Here is an 18,530-nt window from a genome sequence, read left to right on the forward strand (position 1 = left end):
ATCGGCACAAGTCTTGCTCGATTACCGGGGTTGACCGCAGGAGTACGCAGGATGTGTAACAAGATGTACCAATTCAAAAATTGGACAGTGGCCGTGATTGTGCTTGGCACTGCCCTGTCTGCAAATGTTCAGGCCGCCAATTCACCCTCCGATCAGTTCGGTGGCGACCCTCAACAGTCCATGCAATGGCCCAGTCTTCGCGCCGAGTTCTTTAAGCCCAGCGACAAAGTTGAGTTTGACGAGCGAGTTAAAATTGATGTGCCACCCTACGCCGAAGACGCGATGAACGTACCTGTCACATTAGACGCCAGTGCGATCGAGGGCGTCAAAAAGGTCGTGGTCTTGGTGGATCGAAACCCAATTCGCAAGGTGCTTGAATACATCCCCATCGCCGTGCGCCCTACCCTGAACTTCCGGTTTAAATTGCAACAGGCCAGCCCCATTCGCGTGGCTGCCCTGGGGGCAGACAACGTCTGGCACGTGGGTTCAACCTTCATCGAGGCTGCGGGCGGCGGATGCACGGTGCCCGGTGCAACCCGGGCAGATGGCAGCTGGCCCAAAACACTTGGGCGCGTGGCCAGCCGATTGTTTGACCCAAACCACTTGCGCAATGACACACGCTTGCGCTTGCAGGTCTCGCACCCGATGGACACCGGGCTGGTAGAGGGCATACCGGCGTTTTACATTCAGGAACTGGTGCTGCAAGACAGCGCTGGCCAACCCCTGGCGAAAATCTATCCTTTTGAGCCGATTTCTGAAAACCCCTTGTTTTCGTTCGACTTCTATACCCCGCCCAAAGGCGAGATGAAACTGGTCGGCCATGACAACAACGGAAACGAAATCAACGCACAGGTTCAATGATGAAACACTCACGCACACCGCACCAACGATTGGCAGTTGCCATGCTGGCGGCATTGCTGACCACGGCAACAGGCGCGATTGCGGCCAATCCAACGATTACTCCCCCAACACCGAACGCCAAGACCCTCAACTACGGTCTGAATGCATCACCCCTTGGAGACGGCTGGTACGTCATCGAAGGTCAAAACGCCGACTTCAGCGTTGACAATGGCTGCAACATCATCAACACCGGCTTTTTTGTCAAAGACAACAAAGTCTGGGTGATCAACACAGGCACCTCACGGCTGTATGGCGAGCAACAACGGGCATTGATTGAGAAGACGACCCACCAGGCCAAAATACAGGAAGTGATCAACCTCAACCTGCACCCCGATTATTTTTTGGGCAACCAGGCCTACGCGGACACCCCCATCGCAGCCACCGCAGTGACCCAACAAGGCATGCACCGTGAGGCCTCTGCCTACGAGACCAATCTTTACAAGCTCTGCGGCGATTGGATGAAAGGCACAGAATCACGGTTCCCCGACCAAACAGTAAAAGCCCCAGGCCCGTTAGACTGGAGTGGCCGCCAATTCGAAACCATGGAACTGAGTGGTCACACCGATTCAGACCTCGTGATTTTTGACCGTGAACATGGCGTGTTGTGGTCGGGTGGACTGGTTTTTCATGACCGCATCATCACCGTGCCACATGCCCATCTGAAAGCCTGGATGGAAAGCCTAAAGACCCTTAAAAAGCTGAATCCGAAAATCATCATCCCAAGCCATGGTCCCGTGGCCTTCGGAACGGGCGCAATTGACCAAACACTGGATTACATCACCTGGTTAGACCAACACCTGAAACAAAGTGCGGACGCTGGCCTGGACATCAATGAAGTGATGGACGCCGGGGTGCCTGACCGATTCAAGCATTTTGCAGCCTACCCTGCCGAATTCTACCGAAACGTCACCAAGTTCTACCCGCAATACGAGCAGGCGGCATTGGGTGGATTTCGCTGAATTTCTGTGATTTATTAAAATTTTCTGAAAAAAAATACGCAAATTGAAAGTGGCTTCGGTCACTTTTTTATTTTTAAATTAGAATAATTCTCATTCGCGTTATTTTTACTCTTAACTTCATGAGAATTTCCAAGGTACACACCCCCTCCTATGCTCTATTGCTGTTGACTGCATGCCTGCTTGCAGCCTGCGGTGGTGGTGGCGGAGAATCCGCTTCCGGCGGTTCTTCTGTCAAAGTCGAAGAACTCAGCGCCGCAGGCGCATTGGGTGAACAGATCTTCAGCGATCCAAGCCTGTCCGCTTCCGGCCAAATGTCTTGCGCAAGCTGCCACAACCCCAACAACGCCTATGCACAAAGCAACACGCTGGCTGTTCAACTGGGCGGGCCAACGCTGAGCACGGCTGGCACGCGTGCTGTACCGTCGCTCAAATACCTCACCACCGAAACACCACCGTTTCACTTCGAAAGTGACGGCACACCGGTGGGAGGATTCAACCGCGATGGACGCGCTCAAACCCTGGCGGAACAGGCAGAACGCCCCTTGCTTTCACCCAATGAAATGGCCAACGCTTCCAAGTCCGATTTTGTGAACCGTTTAAAACAGACGGGCTATGCCGAACAGTTCCGGCAAGTGTTTGGTGCTGGTATTTTCGACACGCCCGATGACGCATTTGCAAGGGCCCTGTTTGCGATTCAGCAATATCAGGTTGAAGACCCCTCCTTCCATCCGTTTGATTCCAAATACGATGCTTTTCTGGCAGGCACAGCCACGTTGACCGATGCAGAACTGCGCGGACTTGCGTTGTTTAATCGCGCCGACAAAGGCAATTGCGCAGCTTGCCACATCAGTGGAAAAGGCAGCGATGGTTCTCCCCCGCTGTTTACCGACTTCACCTACGACAACATTGGCGTACCCCGCAACCCGGATATTCCGGCCAATGCGGACAGCACCTATTTTGATCTCGGACTGTGCGGCCCGGTTAGAACCGATTTGGCCGACCGCCCCGAACTGTGTGGTGCATTCAAGGTGCCGACGCTGCGAAATGTCGCAACACGAAAAGTGTTCTTTCACAACGGTCAATTCAAGACCTTGAAAGATGCACTTCGGTTTTATGTTCGGCGCGACACCAACCCAGAGGAGTTCTATCCGATTGGCGCTGACGGAAAAGTACAAAAGTTCAATGACTTGCCTGATCAATATCAAAAGAATGTGAACACCACCGAGGGCCCGTACAACCGAGCCGTGGGAATGGCGCCTGCGCTGTCCGAAGCAGAGATAGACGACGTCATTGCCTTTCTGAACACGCTGACCGATGGCTACACGCCGCAATAGCGCAACAGTGAACCTTTACCCAATCCTTTTTAAGACGAGACGATGAAAATGAACCCAAGATTTGCACGCAAAAAGACCCTGATCGCACTGGCACTGGCCACTGCACTGCCCCTTGCACCCATGGCAGCCCATGCCGATGAGGCAGCCCTTGAACAGAGACTGAATGATCTCGCTGCACAGGTTGAAGCCCTGAAGGCCGAACTGGCCGCCACCAAAAAGAAGGCGGAAGCCGTCGAGAAAAGTCAGACCGAGGTGGCAGAAAGCCAGGCCCGTACCCAGGCTGTCTTGCAAGCCGAGCAACAGCGCAGCGCACAAACCGTGTTTACAGGTTATGGCGAGATCAATTACTCGCGCCCTATTCACGATTCAGGCAAAACCCAGGCGGATGTGGCCCGTGCCGTGTTGGGCTTTGAACACCGATTCGACGACAGAACAAAACTGGTCAGCGAATTGGAATGGGAGCATGCGGTCGTGTCTGCAGGCGATCAAGGTGAAACCGCCGTCGAGCAACTGTACATCGAACGCGACTTGACACCATCCATGAAAGGCAAGGCAGGCTTGTTCCTGATTCCATCGGGTCTTTTGAATACCAATCATGAACCGACCGCGTATTACGGTGTGCAGCGAAATTTTGTTGAAACGGCCATCATTCCGACCACTTGGCGCGAGGTAGGGCTTGGCCTTAGCAACAACTTTGAGAACGGCCTAACGGCTGAATATGGCGTGACAACGGGCTTCAACCTGAACAACTGGGACTTCACAGTGGATTCAGACGGCAAGAATTCACCACTGGGCAGCATTCACCAGGAGGGTCAACTGGCCATGGCCAAAGATTTGGCCGTGTACGGGGCACTGAACTGGCGCGGCATTCCCGGCACTTTGCTCGGGGGTTCCCTGTTTACTGGTGGCGCAGCGCATTCACAGCCGGGGTTTGCAGCCAGCAACGCCAAAGTTTCGCTGTACGAGGTGCATGGGCGCTATAACCCCGGCAAGCTTGATCTTACTGCCCTGTTTGCCCGTGGCACCATCACCGACACCGCTGGCCTGAACCTGGCCAATGCGGGCAGCGCGACCCCTGTGCCCTCTTCTTTCCAGGGCGGATATGTTCAGGCGGCCTATCAATTGTGGCAATCTGGCGATTACACACTCAGCCCTTTTGCCCGTTATGAACAATTCAACACTGCCAAAACCTATGAACCGATGCCCGCCGGATTGGGAATTTCCGCAGGCCCAGAGCAGAAGGTAACGACAGTGGGTGCCAATTTCCGGATTGGTGAGGGTGTGGTGCTGAAGGCTGACTTCCAGCGGTTTACACAAAATCGGGATCTGGACCGGATCAACCTGGGCCTTGGTTATTCCTTTTAAGCAGCGAAAAGCAGGCAGAACATCATGAAACACGCTTGGACCAGTGCTGTCCTTCTCACCACGCTCAGCCAGCAGGCCCATGCCGTGCAGTACCTGAACACCGAACAGGCTCAAAAGGCCTTGTTTCCGCAGGCCACCGGCTTTACCGAGCAAGACTGGCTGCTGACGCCCAGCCAGTTGGCCGCAGTGGAACAACTGGCGGGGCAGAGGCCCAACAACCCGCATGTGCGGGTTCTCAAGGCCCAGCAAGGCCAAGCGGTGCTGGGCTATGTGGTGCTCGATTCAGTGATCGGAAAATATGACCTGATTGATTACGCGGTGGGTCTGAATGCGGACGCCACAGTGAAACAAATCGAAATCATGGCCTATCGGGAAAGTCATGGTTTCGAGATACGAAGCCCAGCCTGGCGCGCCCAATTTGCTGGCAAATCAGCCAGTCACGGGCTACGGGTGGGCGACGGCATTGCCAACATCAGTGGGGCGACGTTGTCATGCACACACGTGACCGATGGCGTGCGTCGCATCGCGGCCGTTGCGCAGGTCATGCTGCGCCCATGAAGCGCCGAGCCAAGCCACTGCTGGGCACCCTGGTGGAAATTGCATTTGACGCAGAATTGCCGGATGAGGAAGTGAACCGACTTTCAGCGTTGGCATTTCAATCCATTCACGACATTCATCAACTGATGAGTTTTCATGAACCAGAAAGCGACCTTACCCGACTCAATCTCGCCAAACCGGGCCAGTGGGTGTCCGTGGATATTCACACGCTCAAGGTGTTGTCCTGCGCACTACAGATTGAAAGAGACTCGCAGGGTCTGTTCAATGCTGGTGTAGCACCGCTGTTGGTGAAATCGGGATTGTTGCCCGCGCCTTGCGAGACGGTTCCGGGCGCAACGGGTCTGGCGGACATGATTGAATTGAATGGCAAGACCGTGCGCAAAATGGCCGAAGGCTGGATTGATCTGGGCGGCATTGCGAAAGGCTATGCCGTGGATATGGCCTGCGCACGCCTGCTGGACAATGGCGCCCGTCGGTTTGTCGTCAATGCAGGTGGCGACCTGCGGGTGAATGGAATTGCTGATTTTGAGGCGACCATTCGCGATCCCGACAATCCGGGCAGAGGTGTGTTGCGCGTCAGTCTGAATGAGGAAGCGCTGGCAACCTCGGCCTGTTATTTTTCCGACGCGCTGATCGATCCGCACAGCGGAAAATCGTTATCATCCCGATACAGCGTATCGGTGTCTGCCCCGACGTGCATGATCGCCGATGCCCTGACCAAGATCGTTGCGTGCACCGGTCAAATTGATCATCCCATTCTGAACCAATACATGGCAAAAGCGCTGATCGTATGAAAAACCCACGCCCCCAACCCAGCCGGGCTGGCCACGCCATTCACATGGCCACTCACGCAACACCCTTGAGAATGACCTTAAGCAGCAAATGGGCAATTTGGGCCTCGTTTGGTTTGCTGGCAGCGAGTGGATGTTTGTGGTTAATCGCAAGATATGCCTTGCGTACCCAAGGCCAATTCGGCGAGCTTCCCAGCCCACTCGAACCCTTGTCCATGAAGCTGCATGGCGTTTCTCTGCTGTTCATGCTGTTTTTCACGGGAAGTGTATTGCACAGTCACATTCGAAGGGCAATCCGCAGTCATCGAAACCGGGTCAGTGGCTGGCTGGTCATTGCCATGCTGGTCGCATTGTCTGGCTCCGGAGAGGTGCTGTATTACTTTGCCTCTGAACAAGCTCGCCCCATTTGGTCTGAAGTACACTGGATCACCGGGTTGCTGTTCACACTGACCTTTGTACTCCACCCGGTGATTGGACGAAAAAGCAGAAATGGCTCAGGAAAATTGAACAGTTTGTATAAGTGAATGGTTGGGTTAAACGCCTTGACCGATAATGGTCGAGCAGGAGATCTTCATCATGAGCAAGTCATCAGGACGACGCACTCGTCGGGTATTTAACGCCGAATTCAAAGCCAAGGTAGCACTTGCCGCTTTGCGGGAAGACAAGACCTTGGCCGAATTGGCCAACCAGTTCGAGCTTCACCCCAACCAGATCATCGAGTGGAAAAAGCAACTGCTTCAGAATGCCTCAGGGGTATTTGGTTCAAGCAGTAAACCGGCAGAGTCGGTGGATCTGAAGCCGCTTCACGCAAAAATTGGCCAACAGGCGCTTGAGATTGATTTTTTATCAGGTGCGCTCACCAAAGCGGGATTGCTGAGCGCAGACAAATGATAGACCGAACCCACAAGCTGAGCATTGTTCGTCAGGCAAAGCTTTTGAAGATTAGTCGTGGCACGGTGTATTACCTGCCAAAGCCTGAAAGCCCAGAGAATCTGGTGATCATGAATGCGATTGATCGCCTGCATCTGGACCATCCGTTCATGGGCTCTCGGCAATTGCGAAATCAATTGGTCAAACAAGGCTTTGAGGTGGGCAGACAGCATGTGCGCACCTTGATGCAAAAGATGAACGTGCGTACAATTGCGCCGCAACCCGGCACAAGCCAACGAAATCCAAAGCACAAGGTGTTTCCATATCGCTTGCGAAAGTTGCGCATTGTTCGAAGCAATCAGACCTGGGCACTGGATACGACCTACATTCGAATGGCCCGTGGCTTTGTCTATCTGACCGCCGTGGCGGACGTCTTCAGCAGGCGCATACTGGCCCACAGAACAGCCATCACACTGGAGGCCTGCCACGCGGTAGAGGCTTTGCAGGAAGCCTTTGCCCGGTTTGGCAAACCGGAGATCGTCAACACGGATCAGGGCAGCCAGTTCACAGCGCAAGACTTTGTGGACTGCGTGCTCAACAACGGCGCCAAACTGTCCATGGATGGTCGAGGTGCCTGGCGAGACAACGTCTTTGTTGAACGGGTCTGGAGAACCCTCAAGTACGAACGCGTTTATCTGCGGGCGTATGAAACAGTCAAACAAGCCAGGCAAGACATCGCCCAGTACATCGACTGGTACAACCAGGATCGGGACCCTTCAAGCCTCGGGAACAAGACACCCGAGCAAGTTTGGCAGGAGGGTACGCCGACATTTAGACTGGCGGCATAAAATGATTTTACCGATGCGCCCCGGCATCAAACACAACCGCCCTATCATCACTTATAGAATGGGGAAAAGTTGTTCAGATGAACCAGGCCACTTCTCATTCAGACGGCCAAACTGGACACGACGACAAAATAGGCGTTAAGCATATACAGGCCAGAGAGTATTAGCAGAATCCCGCCAATAACTTCAAAAACATTGTAGAACCTTCTCAGCCCGGACAAGTTTTCCAGCCAACCAACGGCAATTGCACCAAGCAAGATCGGAATTGCACGTCCCAAGGCGAAAGCCAGCAGCAGTGCTGCTCCGAAAACGGATGAGCCAATGCTGGCGGCAACGCCGAGTAGGACAATTAGGGCTGGTGTACAAAACGGGCAAATCGCCACAGAAAAAGGTACGCCCAGCGCAAAGGCCCCCCACGCTCCGGTTACGGGTTTGGCTCGTAATTTCAATGCAGGTAGTGGAAGACGTAGCCATCCCGGCCAGATCAGGCCAAGAATAATCAGGAGCGGGCCAAGCACTACTCCCCATGCGCGACCCAACAATTGTTGCGCCCAACCGCCACCCAGACTAGCTGCAAGGCCCAGAACCACATGCGTCAGGAGAATGCTCAAGACAAAGAGACTTCCGTAGAGAGTCGCTTGGCGCGGAGTGCGTGATGTCGTTACGTAAGCCAGTGAAACTGGGATCGCCGCGAGCGCGACCGGATTGAAGCTGAATACAAAGCCCGTCACGAATCCGACCCACAGCGCCCCAAAGCTGGCTTGAGCCACAGCTTGGCGCAGTGCTTCGGCATCCATCAGCAAGACTCCAAGGTGATCACCATGGCACGGAACTGCTCAGGGGTAGGCAACGATGAGAACTTCAATTGGCCATTCACGGCGATGGCTGGCATGGAGAGTACTCCGAGCGAGACCGCGTAATCCAGTTCTTTAAGCACGTTAACCTCGCGCCAGACGACCTCGTTCTCGCCGAGCACGGCGGTTGCGATGGCTCGGAGCTGCTTTTGAGCAGCTACACATTTGCTGCACCCCGGCGCGGCAATAAGTTCGATCTTGACGCTCATCGGGCTACCTCGGAGAGACTGTTTTCAAGTGCCTCCAGGATGGGGCATTCGTCGGTCGCTGCCTCGCCGCCAGCGCAGCGTTGGATCAGTTCATCCAGTGCGCACGACATCGCTTTCAGGGCTTGGAGCTTGTGTGCAATATGCAGCTTCTTTTCGATGGCCATACTACGCACGTCTTCGCAACAAGCACTATTCGCCTGCTTCAACGTTAGAAGCTCGTGAATGTCTGATAGCGTGAACCCGCAGTGCTGCGCGGTTTTGATAAAACGGATGCGGTGCACGGCCTCATCGTCGTATAGGCGGTAGCCCGCTTCGGTTTTCGAAGCAGGCTGAATCAAATGTTCTTTTTCGTAGTAGCGCAGCGTATCGGGACTAACTCCCGCCAGCGTAGCTACTTTTCCGATAGTGTACATGGTGTCCTCCAAGTCATAAGCATCAGAATAAACCTTAGAGCAGGCACCATGGTCAAGAGTTTCTCGAAGTCCACTTCTCGATTCGGTTATTGGCGAAATCAACCACGCCTATGGTTCCCTCGTCCGATACGGCGATGCTGGCTGACGGAAATCTGAATACCTGCCTCGACGATCCCTGGCGGAATGCACGAGATTAGCTTTGAGCACGCCATAGGGAAAAGCGGGGACTCCCGTTGCCAAGCTACTTTGCCACAGCCGGTACTGGAGTGAGGTGTCAAGGCTCTGGACACAATCCACCTCGCCGAGTTTCTTTTCCAGGCCATTGGCACAAAACGGGCAGGAGAGGCCGCCGCCCCCCCCCCGTGGATGTGGTCTAGGCACGACCGAGACCGGCGGCGCGAAGCGCCTGCTCTTCGACGCCTGCACCTGAGCAGCACGAAGCCAACTGGCCGTTGATGACGACTGCTGGCACCGAGCGGACGCCCAGATCATGGGCACGTTTCGCCACATTGATGTCGTTCATATCGAGGATTGAGACATCACACGAACTGCATGCGAGGCGATTGACGAGTTCGATGGCCGTTTGGCATGCGGGACAGCCCGCACTAAAAACTTCGACTTTTCGTTTGATAGTCATGATATTTCTCCAAGTTAATGAGGTGAGGGTGCGCGAGAACGAACAACCATAAAATGCTTATCTATCCCGCGTGTTATTACCATAAACCTTGGTCACGACTCCAAAGTCAAGCATTGTTTGAGCGGTCACGGTCTTAAATTGAACGCACATAGCAGTCATATCACGGAAAGACTGAATAAGCCGGTCAGGGCGAGGACTGCAACACCCCAATTTATAGTCGCGCAAGACATGCACACTCACTCCGGCATCGTCAGCCAGTCGGTACGCAGTGTAGGCGTTCATCGAACACCTCCTTTTCCTCATCCGGCGCAGCACGAAAGCTGCTTCACGTCCTTGCTGAAAGTTTGCGCTGCGAGCTTCAGTCCTTCGACCATCGTCAGGTAGGGGAACAATTGGTCAGCCAATTCCTGCACCGTCATGCGATTACGTATGGCGAGCACCGCCGTCTGGATCAGCTCGCCCGCTTCCGGTGCCACCGCCTGCACGCCGATGAGCCGTCCGCTACCTTCCTCGATGACCAGCTTGATAAAGCCGCGTGTATCGAAGTTGGCAAGCGCACGCGGCACGTTGTCCAAGGTCAAGGTGCGACTGTCGGTCTCGATCCCGTCGTGATGCGCTTCTGCCTCGCTGTAGCCCACGGTGGCGACCTGCGGGTCGGTGAACACGACCGCCGGCATCGCGGTCAGATTGATGGCAGCGTCTCCGCCTGTCATGTTGATGGCCGCACGGGTGCCGGCGGCCGCTGCCACATAGACGAATTGCGGCTGGTCAGTGCAGTCTCCTGCGGCATAAATGTGCGGCGTACTGGTGCGCATGCCCTTGTCAATGACGATGGCCCCCTGCGCATTGACGGCGACACCCGCCGCTTCCAGCGCCAAGCTGCGCGTGTTCGGCGTGCGGCCGGTAGCAATCAGCAGCTTGTCGGCGCGCACTTCGCCGTGCCCCGTGGTCAGCACGAATTCGCCGTCCGCATAGGCGACCTGGCTGGCTTGCGTGTGTTCCAGAACCTTGATTCCTTCGGCACGAAAGGCGGCTGTGACGGCCTCACCGATGGCCGGGTCTTCGCGGAAGAACAGAGTGCTACGCGCCAGGATCGTGACCTGGCTGCCCAGCCGGGCAAAGGCTTGCGCCAGTTCCAGCGCCACCACCGACGATCCGATCACGGCCAGGCGTTCGGGAATGGTATCGCTGACCAGGGCCTCGGTCGAAGTCCAGTAGGGTGACTCTTTCAAGCCCGGAATCGGCGGCACAGCCGGACTGGCACCCGTGGCGACCAGGCAGCGGTCGAACGCCACCACGCGCTCGCCGCCATCGTTCAAACGGACGGCAAGGCTTTGGGCGTCCTTGAAACGCGCTTCGCCATGCAGCACGTTAATGGCCGGATTGCCTTCCAGGATGCCTTCGTACTTGGCGTGACGCAGCTCATCGACGCGGGCCTGCTGCTGGGCCAGTAGTTTGCTGCGGTCAATCGCAGGCGCGGTTGCCGCGATACCTGCGTCGAATGGGCTTTCACGGCGCAGATGGGCGATATGGGCAGCGCGGATCATGATCTTGGACGGCACGCAGCCGACATTGACGCAAGTGCCGCCGATAGTGCCGCGCTCGATCAGCGTGACTTTCGCGCCTTGCTCGACGGCCTTCAGCGCCGCCGCCATTGCAGCGCCGCCGCTACCGATCACGGCGACCTGCAACTGGCGTTCACCGTCGCTGTCCTTGTCGGCGGTCCCCATCCAGCCGCGCACCTTGTCGAGCAGCCCGGTGCGGTTGTCCGTCGATAAGGTATCAGCGAACGTCGCCTTGTAGCCGAGTCCGGCCACGGCGGCAGTCAGTGCGTCCGATGCGGTGCCAGGGTCAAGGTCGAGCTGGGCCGTGCCCTTGGCGTAGGACACGACGGCCGACTGTACACCGGGCACTTTTTCCAAGGCTTCCTTGACGTGCGTAGCGCACGAATCGCAGGTCATGCCGGTGATTTTCAGGGTGGTCATGTTTATTCCTTTTATGTTGTAGGCGACGGTCGTTTCCGTCAGCCATGTTGTGGTGGCAGTTCGCAACCGTCCGGCCCGCAACGGCGGTTAGCTGGCGAGACGAAATCCCAGATCGACACCCCGACCATCAAGGCCAGGCCGCCGTACATCAGGTTCGCCGTCCACCAGTTGCCCAGGAACCAAACCGTGGCCGCGAACACGATGGTCGGCCCGATCATGCCGAGCAGGCTGCGATGCCATTGCCGGTGGCTCAGCCACCCCAGCGCGTTCGCCACGAAGGCAAGAACGGCAAACAGCGGCAGCAGCCGGCTAATAAACAGGCCCTCATACTGGCTCAGAAAGCCCAGCCCGATGGCCGCGCCGAAACTGGCGATAGCTGGAAAGCAGGCCGCACAGCCCATTGCGGACACGACGCTGCCAAGCGCCCCGGTTTTATCGACGATGCGTGTAATCAAGCCCATGATGCCGCTCCCTGTTCAGTGGCTCATTGCTTGACGCTGGACGGATAGCCCGCGTCCTCGGTCGCCTGGGTCAGTTTTTGCACGCTGGTCTTGGCATCGTCGAAGGTGACGACGGCCTCACGCTTGTCGAAGTTCACGTCGGTCTTGCTCACGCCCTCGACTTTGGAGAGCGCTTTCTTCACCGTGATCGGACAGGCGGCGCAAGTCATGCCCGGCACCGCCAGCTTGACGGTTTGGGTGGCGGCCCATACGGGGGTAACGACAGCGACGAGAGCGAGGGAAGCAAACAGTTTTTTCATGGTGATCTCCGGTTAGTAAAACAAAGGAAGGACATAAGGGAATCCGAGCGCAACCAGTACCAGCGCGGCTACGATCCAGAAAATGAGCTTGTAGGTGGTCTGAACCTGCGGAATTGCGCACACCTCGCCCGGTTTGCATGCCTGTACTGGCCGGAAAATGCGCCGCCAGGCGAAGAACATCGCGACCAGCGCCGCACCGATGAAGAGCGGTCGATACGGTTCCAGCACTGTCAGATTGCCGATCCACGCGCCGCTGAACCCCAGGGCAATCAGAACCAGCGGCCCAAGGCAACAGGTAGAGGCGAGGATGGCGGCCAGCCCGCCGGCGAAGAGCGCGCCGCGCCCATTTTGTGGTTCAGCCATATGTTTTTCCTTTCGAATATTGAGTGGATAGCTTAAGATTACTTCCGTAGTCATGTACGGAGTCAAGCGTATGCAAACTATTTTTGAGAATCTGACCATTGGCGTCTTCGCCAAGGCGGCCGGGGTCAATGTAGAGACCATCCGGTTCTATCAGCGCAAGGGCTTGTTGCCTGAGCCGGACAAGCCCTATGGCAGCATTCGCCGGTATGGCGAGGCAGATGTGACGCGGGTCCGGTTTGTGAAATCAGCCCAGCGGCTTGGCTTTAGCCTGGATGAAATCGCTGAACTACTCAGATTGGACGATGGAACCCACTGTGATGAAGCCAGTCATCTGGCCGAGCACAAGCTCCAGGACGTGCGCGAAAAGATTGCCGACCTGGCGCGTATGGAAACCGTGCTGTCCGAGCTTGTGCGCGCCTGCCATGCACGGAAGGGGAACGTTTCCTGCCCGCTGATTGCATCGCTCCAAGGGGAAAAAGAAATTTCCAACTCCGGGGCTGAGTAGTTGAGAGCACGCGATCGTGACGTGCTTTATTTTCCGTTTTCTAAGACGAACCCTCATTGAGCAGGTTCAGTGGGGACAGGTAAAGTTGCGCCCTGCCCTGCGAGCGTTCAATCGGGTTGGCAAATCGGTACCAATTGCGCCCTTGATGCAAATACCAGTAGTTCTCGCCCGATCGACTCTCAATGTGGCCACAATAACTGACATATTCAATACAAAACACGCCGAACCGGGAGACCAGAATTTCATGGTGTGTAGGATGATCCAGCAGTTCAAACAACTTTAAGCGCTGCAGGGATTGATAATCAGGCTTTCTGAAACTGCATCGGGCCAACAGGCTCAACTTGATTTCTGACAGCAAGCCCCGCAATTCGGGTGATCGCCCTATACCCAAAATCACAATGATCAGAACGAGCCCTGCGATGGCATACAGGTCCAGCAAAGTAATGTGCATGTTTGCCATCTCCAGTGTTTGGCAATTCAGTCTTCAATTTACTGAACACAAACGACGGCGACGCCCCCCGAAGAGAGTGGTTAACCCATTGACACCATAAAAAAAAACCCCGGCCATTCAGACCGGGGCTGTTTACCAATCAGACTTCGATGCGGATTCAGAATTCCTCAAACTCGTCGAACTTGTCGACCATGGCGGGCGCTGACTTTGGCTTTTGAGCAGCAGGCCGTGGCTGAACTGAGTTGGTCACCGTGCGGGCTGCTGGTCTGGCTGAACCGTTGGCAGATTTGCGTTCACCTTCGTTGACCGTAAAGAACGCCATCATTTCAAGCAACTTCTGAGACTGCGCATTCATTTCTTCGGCGGTTGCAGCCAGTTCTTCGGACGCAGCTGCGTTGTGTTGAGTCTGCTGGTTCAAATTCCCCATGGCCTGGTTGATCTGGCTGACGCCGTTGCTTTGTTCGCTGGACGCTGCCGTGATTTCCTGCACAAGGTCAGAAGTTCGATTGATGGCGGGTACCATTTCATCAAGTAATCCACCCGCCTTCTCAGCCAGCTTCACACTGCTTTCAGCCAAGTCTCCAATTTCTTGGGCGGCCATTTGTGAACGCTCTGCCAGCTTGCGAACCTCTGTGGCCACAACCGCAAAACCTTTGCCATGATCACCCGCCCTGGCGGCCTCAATGGCGGCGTTCAAGGCCAGCAAGTTGGTCTGATACGCAATGTCATCCACAATGCTGATTTTGCTGGCAATGGCCTTCATGGCCTGCATGGTTTCGATTACAGCGTGTCCGCCATCCTTGGCTTCAACAGCAGCCTTACTGGCGATCTGATCGGTTACCCGGCTGTTGTCGCTGTTCTGGCGAATGGAGCCCGCAATCTCTTCGATGGAAGCACTGACCTCTTCAACACTGGCAGCTTGCGCACTGGCACTGCCTGACAAGGAGGTGGAGGTCTTCGAGATTTCCTGAACGGCATGACTGAGCTGGTAAGCGTTGCTGCGCACCTCTGAGATCACTTCGCACAATTTCTCCATCGTGGTGTTGACATTGCTTTGAACCTCGGCCAACAGACCGGTGTATTCACCGTCCAGACGGCGCGTGAAGTCGCCACGTGCCATGCACTCCAGAACAACCACCACTTTTTTGAGACTTTCGTGAGACTGCTGCATGATTCGCTTGGCGGCTTGCACAGCGTCAGAAACCACCAGTTTCTCGCCCTTCAGCGTTTCCATGTCTTGGCGGAACTCAGAATTGGCGTACTCGGTAATCAATTCCACCATGCGCATTTTGACGGAGATGTGGGCCTGCACCATGTCATTGACACCCTTGGCCATTTCCCGGAAATGACCCGAGAATTTGGACTCGTCAATTTTGTGGGAAATAATGCCCAAGTCATTGTGCTGATGGGCCATCTCGCTTTGCTCGGCGATGAACTTGGCCAACTCGGTCGCATTGGATTCCATGATGACTTTTGCATTTTGAACCGCATCAGACACCTTTTTCTTTTCGCCTGGCAACGTCTCCATGGTGTCCGAGAAATCACCCTTGGAGTATTTGGTGATCAAGTCCACCATGCGCATTTTTACGCCGATGTGTGCCTGAACCATGCTGTTGACGTTGTGCGCCATGGTTTTGAAATCACCACTGAACTGATTTTCATCAATAATTGCGGAAATTTGACCATGGTCGTTGTGCTTGTCGCTCATCTCAGTCTGGGCGCTCACGAATTTGCTGAGCAAAGCCTGATTGTCTCGCTTGTCGTCCTCAAGCGCCTGAATGCGCTGACCCAGGCTTTTTAACAATCCGTTCAACCCCTGCGCCAGTTGCAGGTGCTCGTCTTTTAATTCGCTGGTATTGAATATTCCACCAATCAATTTGGGCGTCGACAGATCGCTACCCATTTGCTGCAACTGCCTGACCATCGTACCGGTTGCTTTAGAACCGAATAAACTGAAGTTGCTCATCGTCGTCCGCCTTTCGTGACTGTTGTATTAACAAGAATCAGTTTAAAGAGCTACAAAAATAAGCATTGAAAAAGAAATATGGTAATTACACCCCAATTCACCCATTTGGGTATACCCCTATTTGAGTGTGGAGCAGGCAGCCCTATAGGTCTGTGCTTTTAGCTCGACGATGGGCCAACCTAGCAAATTGTTATTCACTTTCTGATGTCGAATGCGCCGCGTGGCGTCAAGTCCGTCGAGTTCTGGCATTTCACAATCCCGTTGGTTCTCAGAACTGTTGGGCAATCACGCGACGGATCCGGACACAAGCAACCAGGCGGGTTCGGTAGTGCCTGATTTCAACTGTTGAACCTTTACCCGCAGACCACTAAGGCGCGAGCACTCAGCAGCACTAAGCCCAACGGCAAATTCCTGATCGAACTGCAGGTCAAGCTCTTTTTTCAGCCTTACGATTCGATAACGGTAACTACCACACCTCGACCTGAGCGACATCAAACACGGGACAATCTGTCAAATCGGGCGATTGTCTGTTTTATTTGGTCAACACGACACTTTTGCAATCCACCGAGTCCACATTCACCGTGACCTGATTGATGTTGACGCCCAGCACATTCAGAAGCGTGTCCAAAATACCACCCACAGTCGACAAGACAGGACTCAACACCGGGCTGAGCGCACTTAACAAGGTGTTGACCAAAGCACCGACGAGCGGCAGATTGGGCGAGATGGACAGTTGCAAGTTGGTATTGCCCAAAGCATGTCCCAGTGTGTCAGACATACTTAAACTCAAAGACTTCGAAAAGGGTGCCTCGCCATCAACGGAATAGGATTGCGAACTGCCTCTCAAGCTTGTGGAGGCCAGCAAACCGATCTCGGTGTTGAATCCCGCAATGTTGGCCGACAAAATCTCTGCGGGTTCACTGCCGCACACCAAACCTGCTGTTGTTGAAGTCAAATTGCTGTTGGAGTCTGCAATACACACATCCACCAGCGGCGGCACGACAGTCATCTTCAGGTTGTCATTTGCACGAGGGTATCGACAGGTCAAATCGTTGATATCGACCACACCTCCACCCACCTTCAATTGCAATCCCATGTCCAGTGCGCTGATCGACACAAGCGGAATTGAAATATTCAACGGTTGCTTGATTCGAACATCCAGGGCAATTTGAGCCGTATTCGCAGAAACGATAGGATTTTTATAAGGCGATTTGCGACCCACAAAAATTTGTGGAGCCTGCAAAATATTGGCCGTGACGCTAAGATTCAGAACACCAACCGAAATGGGCACTGTGTAGCTGTGGCTTTGCACCGATTTCAGCAGCGCCACTTGCGCAAGATTACCCAGACCGACATTTAAAACCGTGTCAGATCGCCCAGATAAATCGACCGCAAGCAGATCGCCCACCTTGAGATTCACCGCATTCAAAGGCCCGCTTAAGGCACTCAGAACCCCGGTGATGGCCAAATTGTCTGCGGCCGACGCATTGCCCACCACCAAAGCGTCCTGCAACAGCGTCAAAGCAGACACATGCAAATCAAGCAACTGGTCGACTGAGGCCACGCCAAGCTGGGTGGCAAGTTTCAGCAAGTTGACTGTGACTGAGCTGCCAAGCAAGGTGCCGTATTGTGCAACACCCAGATTGACACTACCACCACCAAGACTGCTCAACAGGCCATTGAGCAAGGCGGATTGATTGGTGTCCAGGCTGAGAATGCCCGAGCCAACCGCACCAACCACGGTGGGTGCAGTGGTTGCCTCTGCCGTGGCAGTGATGTCATGCACACCGAAAAAAGACAACAATGGACTGACGGTGCGGGTCAAGGTTACGCGGCTGGTAATGGCCTGCGCACAACTGGCAGAATCCTGGTAAGCCACATTGTTGATCACACACTGAATCGACATCTGATCGGATTCCAGCTTGCCATTGTCCACCGCAATTTGATTGGCCTCAGTGAAGGTTGGTCCGTCAGCCAATTGCCGCGCAGCCGTTAAAGCCACCAAGTCGGCCAATGACTGAACCTGGGCCTTCTGCCAGGCCAATTGACCAACACTAAGTACACCAAGGGCCGCCACTGCAACGCCCACGATAAACACGGTCAAGATGGAGTAGACGCCCCTTTGGCGAAATTGTTTAGGAGCCATCTGGTTCTACCCGTGTGGTTGCCTGCGCAGACAAACTGGTGGGCAGGGGCAGAAACATGGCGTTGCCCAAAAGCGGATTACCCGAGTAATCTGGATAACTCAGCGTGAGCTTCAAACAGGTTGAGTCGCCACAGGCGGTGGGTTGAACGTCGGCTTGTACGATCGTTTTGAAGGAGCCAATGTAGGTGGGCAATAAAGTACTTAACGCATCGCGTGCCACCTGTTCGTAATCGGCCACACTGGCACCACTGCGATAAACCGTGGCCTGCCTTGCAGCCTCGCTGACCGTGTTGTTCATCACGATCATGGCCCCCAATACCACTGCGTACTGCACAATCGCAAAGATGAGCAATAGGATGATTGGCAGCGTCAGCGCCAATTCGATCAACAGCACGCCTTTTTGGCGCAAGTGTGGCTGTGGTTGTCTCATGTGTGCCTTTTTAATTGAACACCCCCACCAAAATAGGGAAACCCGATCGAGGGATGTTTTGTTCGCATTTTACTGACACTTTGCGACAGGAATGTTTTTTTATTCGCTTGAATAACAATATATTTTTAGTGCAATTAATCGAATTTGCCCAAATTTGTGCAAAAAAAAAACCGAAGTTACTTAAGTAAC

Annotated in this window: 21 protein-coding genes; 9 read left to right on the plus strand and 12 right to left on the minus strand. The window is 54.6% G+C overall.

The genetic code is table 11. The features are described from left to right. The first annotated feature begins 51 nt into the window (after nucleotides 1-51). The 8 genes from QQJ87_RS07945 (at nucleotide 52) to QQJ87_RS07980 (ending at nucleotide 7,625) form a co-directional block, all read left to right on the plus strand. The gene (locus QQJ87_RS07945) at nucleotides 52-861 is read left to right on the plus strand and encodes a quinoprotein dehydrogenase-associated SoxYZ-like carrier (protein ID WP_284281063.1); all 810 of its coding nucleotides are present in this window, start codon (nucleotides 52-54) and stop codon (nucleotides 859-861) included. Next, nucleotides 858-1,859 carry a quinoprotein relay system zinc metallohydrolase 1 gene (locus tag QQJ87_RS07950; protein ID WP_284281065.1) on the plus strand — a complete coding sequence of 334 codons (1,002 nt, stop codon included), beginning with the start codon at nucleotides 858-860 and terminating at the stop codon, nucleotides 1,857-1,859. The genes QQJ87_RS07945 and QQJ87_RS07950 overlap by 4 nt, the downstream gene beginning before the upstream one ends. A gap of 119 nt (nucleotides 1,860-1,978) precedes the next feature. Continuing rightward, nucleotides 1,979-3,193: a cytochrome-c peroxidase gene (locus QQJ87_RS07955; RefSeq protein ID WP_284281067.1), complete on the plus strand. Its 1,215-nt coding sequence runs from the start codon at nucleotides 1,979-1,981 to the stop codon at nucleotides 3,191-3,193. A gap of 48 nt (nucleotides 3,194-3,241) precedes the next feature. Then, entirely contained in the window at nucleotides 3,242-4,558 is a 1,317-nt protein-coding gene (locus QQJ87_RS07960) for a hypothetical protein (RefSeq protein ID WP_284281069.1), read from the plus strand. A 24-nt stretch (nucleotides 4,559-4,582) separates the two neighbouring features. Continuing rightward, nucleotides 4,583-5,116 carry an FMN-binding protein gene (locus QQJ87_RS07965; protein ID WP_284281071.1) on the plus strand — a complete coding sequence of 178 codons (534 nt, stop codon included), beginning with the start codon at nucleotides 4,583-4,585 and terminating at the stop codon, nucleotides 5,114-5,116. Next, the gene (locus QQJ87_RS07970; protein ID WP_284281072.1) at nucleotides 5,050-5,910 is read left to right on the plus strand and encodes an FAD:protein FMN transferase; all 861 of its coding nucleotides are present in this window, start codon (nucleotides 5,050-5,052) and stop codon (nucleotides 5,908-5,910) included. Before QQJ87_RS07965 ends, QQJ87_RS07970 begins: the two co-directional genes overlap by 67 nt. Continuing rightward, complete coding sequence (locus QQJ87_RS07975) at nucleotides 5,907-6,431, plus strand: DUF4405 domain-containing protein (RefSeq protein ID WP_284281073.1); 525 nt, start codon at nucleotides 5,907-5,909, stop codon at nucleotides 6,429-6,431. Before QQJ87_RS07970 ends, QQJ87_RS07975 begins: the two co-directional genes overlap by 4 nt. Nucleotides 6,432-6,483: 52 nt before the next feature. Beyond that, a protein-coding gene (locus QQJ87_RS07980; RefSeq protein WP_284281074.1) for an IS3 family transposase occupies nucleotides 6,484-7,625 on the plus strand; the annotation gives its coding sequence in 2 pieces (ribosomal slippage) (nucleotides 6,484-6,754 and nucleotides 6,754-7,625; 1,143 coding nt in all). A 98-nt stretch (nucleotides 7,626-7,723) separates the two neighbouring features. Here QQJ87_RS07980 and QQJ87_RS07985 read toward each other — a convergent pair. The 8 genes from QQJ87_RS07985 to merT all read right to left on the minus strand — a co-directional run bounded on the left by QQJ87_RS07985 (nucleotide 7,724) and on the right by merT (nucleotide 12,843). Then, entirely contained in the window at nucleotides 7,724-8,419 is a 696-nt protein-coding gene (locus tag QQJ87_RS07985; protein ID WP_284281076.1) for a cytochrome c biogenesis CcdA family protein, read from the minus strand. Beyond that, a complete protein-coding gene (locus tag QQJ87_RS07990) occupies nucleotides 8,419-8,685 on the minus strand; it encodes a thioredoxin family protein (RefSeq protein ID WP_284281077.1) in 267 nt (88 codons plus the stop codon). The genes QQJ87_RS07985 and QQJ87_RS07990 overlap by 1 nt, the downstream gene beginning before the upstream one ends. Then, the gene (locus tag QQJ87_RS07995) at nucleotides 8,682-9,098 is read right to left on the minus strand and encodes a heavy metal-responsive transcriptional regulator (protein WP_284281079.1); all 417 of its coding nucleotides are present in this window, start codon (nucleotides 9,096-9,098) and stop codon (nucleotides 8,682-8,684) included. Before QQJ87_RS07995 ends, QQJ87_RS07990 begins: the two co-directional genes overlap by 4 nt. A gap of 373 nt (nucleotides 9,099-9,471) precedes the next feature. Then, nucleotides 9,472-9,735, minus strand: a complete 264-nt coding sequence (locus QQJ87_RS08000; protein ID WP_284281083.1) for a thioredoxin family protein — start codon at nucleotides 9,733-9,735, stop codon at nucleotides 9,472-9,474. A gap of 299 nt (nucleotides 9,736-10,034) precedes the next feature. Continuing rightward, nucleotides 10,035-11,720, minus strand: a complete 1,686-nt coding sequence (merA, locus tag QQJ87_RS08005; protein WP_284281085.1) for a mercury(II) reductase — start codon at nucleotides 11,718-11,720, stop codon at nucleotides 10,035-10,037. Nucleotides 11,721-11,758: 38 nt separating this feature from the next. Beyond that, nucleotides 11,759-12,181 (minus strand): organomercurial transporter MerC, encoded by a 423-nt coding sequence (gene merC / locus QQJ87_RS08010; RefSeq protein ID WP_284281086.1) that lies wholly within the window; start codon nucleotides 12,179-12,181, stop codon nucleotides 11,759-11,761. Nucleotides 12,182-12,204: 23 nt separating this feature from the next. Beyond that, entirely contained in the window at nucleotides 12,205-12,480 is a 276-nt protein-coding gene (merP, locus tag QQJ87_RS08015) for a mercury resistance system periplasmic binding protein MerP (protein WP_284281087.1), read from the minus strand. A gap of 12 nt (nucleotides 12,481-12,492) precedes the next feature. After that, nucleotides 12,493-12,843 (minus strand): mercuric ion transporter MerT, encoded by a 351-nt coding sequence (gene merT / locus QQJ87_RS08020; RefSeq protein WP_284281088.1) that lies wholly within the window; start codon nucleotides 12,841-12,843, stop codon nucleotides 12,493-12,495. 70 nt (nucleotides 12,844-12,913) lie between these two features. Here merT and merR point away from each other — a divergent pair, with 70 nt between their 5' ends. Further along, nucleotides 12,914-13,348, plus strand: a complete 435-nt coding sequence (gene merR, locus QQJ87_RS08025) for a mercury resistance transcriptional regulator MerR (RefSeq protein WP_284281090.1) — start codon at nucleotides 12,914-12,916, stop codon at nucleotides 13,346-13,348. Between the two features lie 40 nt (nucleotides 13,349-13,388). On the opposite strand, the gene QQJ87_RS08030 is transcribed toward merR, so the two are convergent. The 4 genes from QQJ87_RS08030 to QQJ87_RS08045 all read right to left on the minus strand — a co-directional run bounded on the left by QQJ87_RS08030 (nucleotide 13,389) and on the right by QQJ87_RS08045 (nucleotide 18,341). Beyond that, nucleotides 13,389-13,799, minus strand: a complete 411-nt coding sequence (locus tag QQJ87_RS08030) for a hypothetical protein (RefSeq protein ID WP_284281091.1) — start codon at nucleotides 13,797-13,799, stop codon at nucleotides 13,389-13,391. Nucleotides 13,800-13,956: 157 nt separating this feature from the next. Continuing rightward, a complete protein-coding gene (locus QQJ87_RS08035) occupies nucleotides 13,957-15,765 on the minus strand; it encodes a methyl-accepting chemotaxis protein (protein WP_284281092.1) in 1,809 nt (602 codons plus the stop codon). A 532-nt stretch (nucleotides 15,766-16,297) separates the two neighbouring features. Beyond that, nucleotides 16,298-17,911: a Tad domain-containing protein gene (locus QQJ87_RS08040; RefSeq protein WP_284281094.1), complete on the minus strand. Its 1,614-nt coding sequence runs from the start codon at nucleotides 17,909-17,911 to the stop codon at nucleotides 16,298-16,300. Then, a complete protein-coding gene (locus QQJ87_RS08045; protein WP_284281095.1) occupies nucleotides 17,901-18,341 on the minus strand; it encodes a TadE/TadG family type IV pilus assembly protein in 441 nt (146 codons plus the stop codon). The genes QQJ87_RS08040 and QQJ87_RS08045 overlap by 11 nt, the downstream gene beginning before the upstream one ends. Nucleotides 18,342-18,530: the final 189 nt, after the last annotated feature.

Origin of the sequence: Limnobacter litoralis (assembly GCF_030160455.1) — a bacterium.
Classification (GTDB): domain Bacteria; phylum Pseudomonadota; class Gammaproteobacteria; order Burkholderiales; family Burkholderiaceae_B; genus Limnobacter; species Limnobacter litoralis.

Bases quoted from the DNA above. Each gene is read 5' to 3' on its own strand.
- QQJ87_RS08000 (WP_284281083.1), bottom strand. From the start codon at position 9,735: ATGACTATCAAACGAAAAGTCGAAGTTTTTAGTGCGGGCTGTCCCGCA.
- merR (WP_284281090.1), top strand. From the start codon at position 12,914: ATGCAAACTATTTTTGAGAATCTGACCATTGGCGTCTTCGCCAAGGCG.
- merC (WP_284281086.1), bottom strand. From the start codon at position 12,181: ATGGGCTTGATTACACGCATCGTCGATAAAACCGGGGCGCTTGGCAGC.
- QQJ87_RS07965 (WP_284281071.1), top strand. From the start codon at position 4,583: ATGAAACACGCTTGGACCAGTGCTGTCCTTCTCACCACGCTCAGCCAG.
- merT (WP_284281088.1), bottom strand. From the start codon at position 12,843: ATGGCTGAACCACAAAATGGGCGCGGCGCGCTCTTCGCCGGCGGGCTG.
- QQJ87_RS07955 (WP_284281067.1), top strand. From the start codon at position 1,979: ATGAGAATTTCCAAGGTACACACCCCCTCCTATGCTCTATTGCTGTTG.
- QQJ87_RS07985 (WP_284281076.1), bottom strand. From the start codon at position 8,419: ATGGATGCCGAAGCACTGCGCCAAGCTGTGGCTCAAGCCAGCTTTGGG.
- merP (WP_284281087.1), bottom strand. From the start codon at position 12,480: ATGAAAAAACTGTTTGCTTCCCTCGCTCTCGTCGCTGTCGTTACCCCC.
- QQJ87_RS07995 (WP_284281079.1), bottom strand. From the start codon at position 9,098: ATGTACACTATCGGAAAAGTAGCTACGCTGGCGGGAGTTAGTCCCGAT.
- QQJ87_RS08045 (WP_284281095.1), bottom strand. From the start codon at position 18,341: ATGAGACAACCACAGCCACACTTGCGCCAAAAAGGCGTGCTGTTGATC.
- QQJ87_RS08040 (WP_284281094.1), bottom strand. From the start codon at position 17,911: ATGGCTCCTAAACAATTTCGCCAAAGGGGCGTCTACTCCATCTTGACC.
- QQJ87_RS07960 (WP_284281069.1), top strand. From the start codon at position 3,242: ATGAACCCAAGATTTGCACGCAAAAAGACCCTGATCGCACTGGCACTG.
- QQJ87_RS08035 (WP_284281092.1), bottom strand. From the start codon at position 15,765: ATGAGCAACTTCAGTTTATTCGGTTCTAAAGCAACCGGTACGATGGTC.
- QQJ87_RS07975 (WP_284281073.1), top strand. From the start codon at position 5,907: ATGAAAAACCCACGCCCCCAACCCAGCCGGGCTGGCCACGCCATTCAC.
- merA (WP_284281085.1), bottom strand. From the start codon at position 11,720: ATGACCACCCTGAAAATCACCGGCATGACCTGCGATTCGTGCGCTACG.
- QQJ87_RS07945 (WP_284281063.1), top strand. From the start codon at position 52: ATGTGTAACAAGATGTACCAATTCAAAAATTGGACAGTGGCCGTGATT.
- QQJ87_RS07970 (WP_284281072.1), top strand. From the start codon at position 5,050: ATGCACACACGTGACCGATGGCGTGCGTCGCATCGCGGCCGTTGCGCA.
- QQJ87_RS07990 (WP_284281077.1), bottom strand. From the start codon at position 8,685: ATGAGCGTCAAGATCGAACTTATTGCCGCGCCGGGGTGCAGCAAATGT.
- QQJ87_RS07950 (WP_284281065.1), top strand. From the start codon at position 858: ATGATGAAACACTCACGCACACCGCACCAACGATTGGCAGTTGCCATG.
- QQJ87_RS08030 (WP_284281091.1), bottom strand. From the start codon at position 13,799: ATGCACATTACTTTGCTGGACCTGTATGCCATCGCAGGGCTCGTTCTG.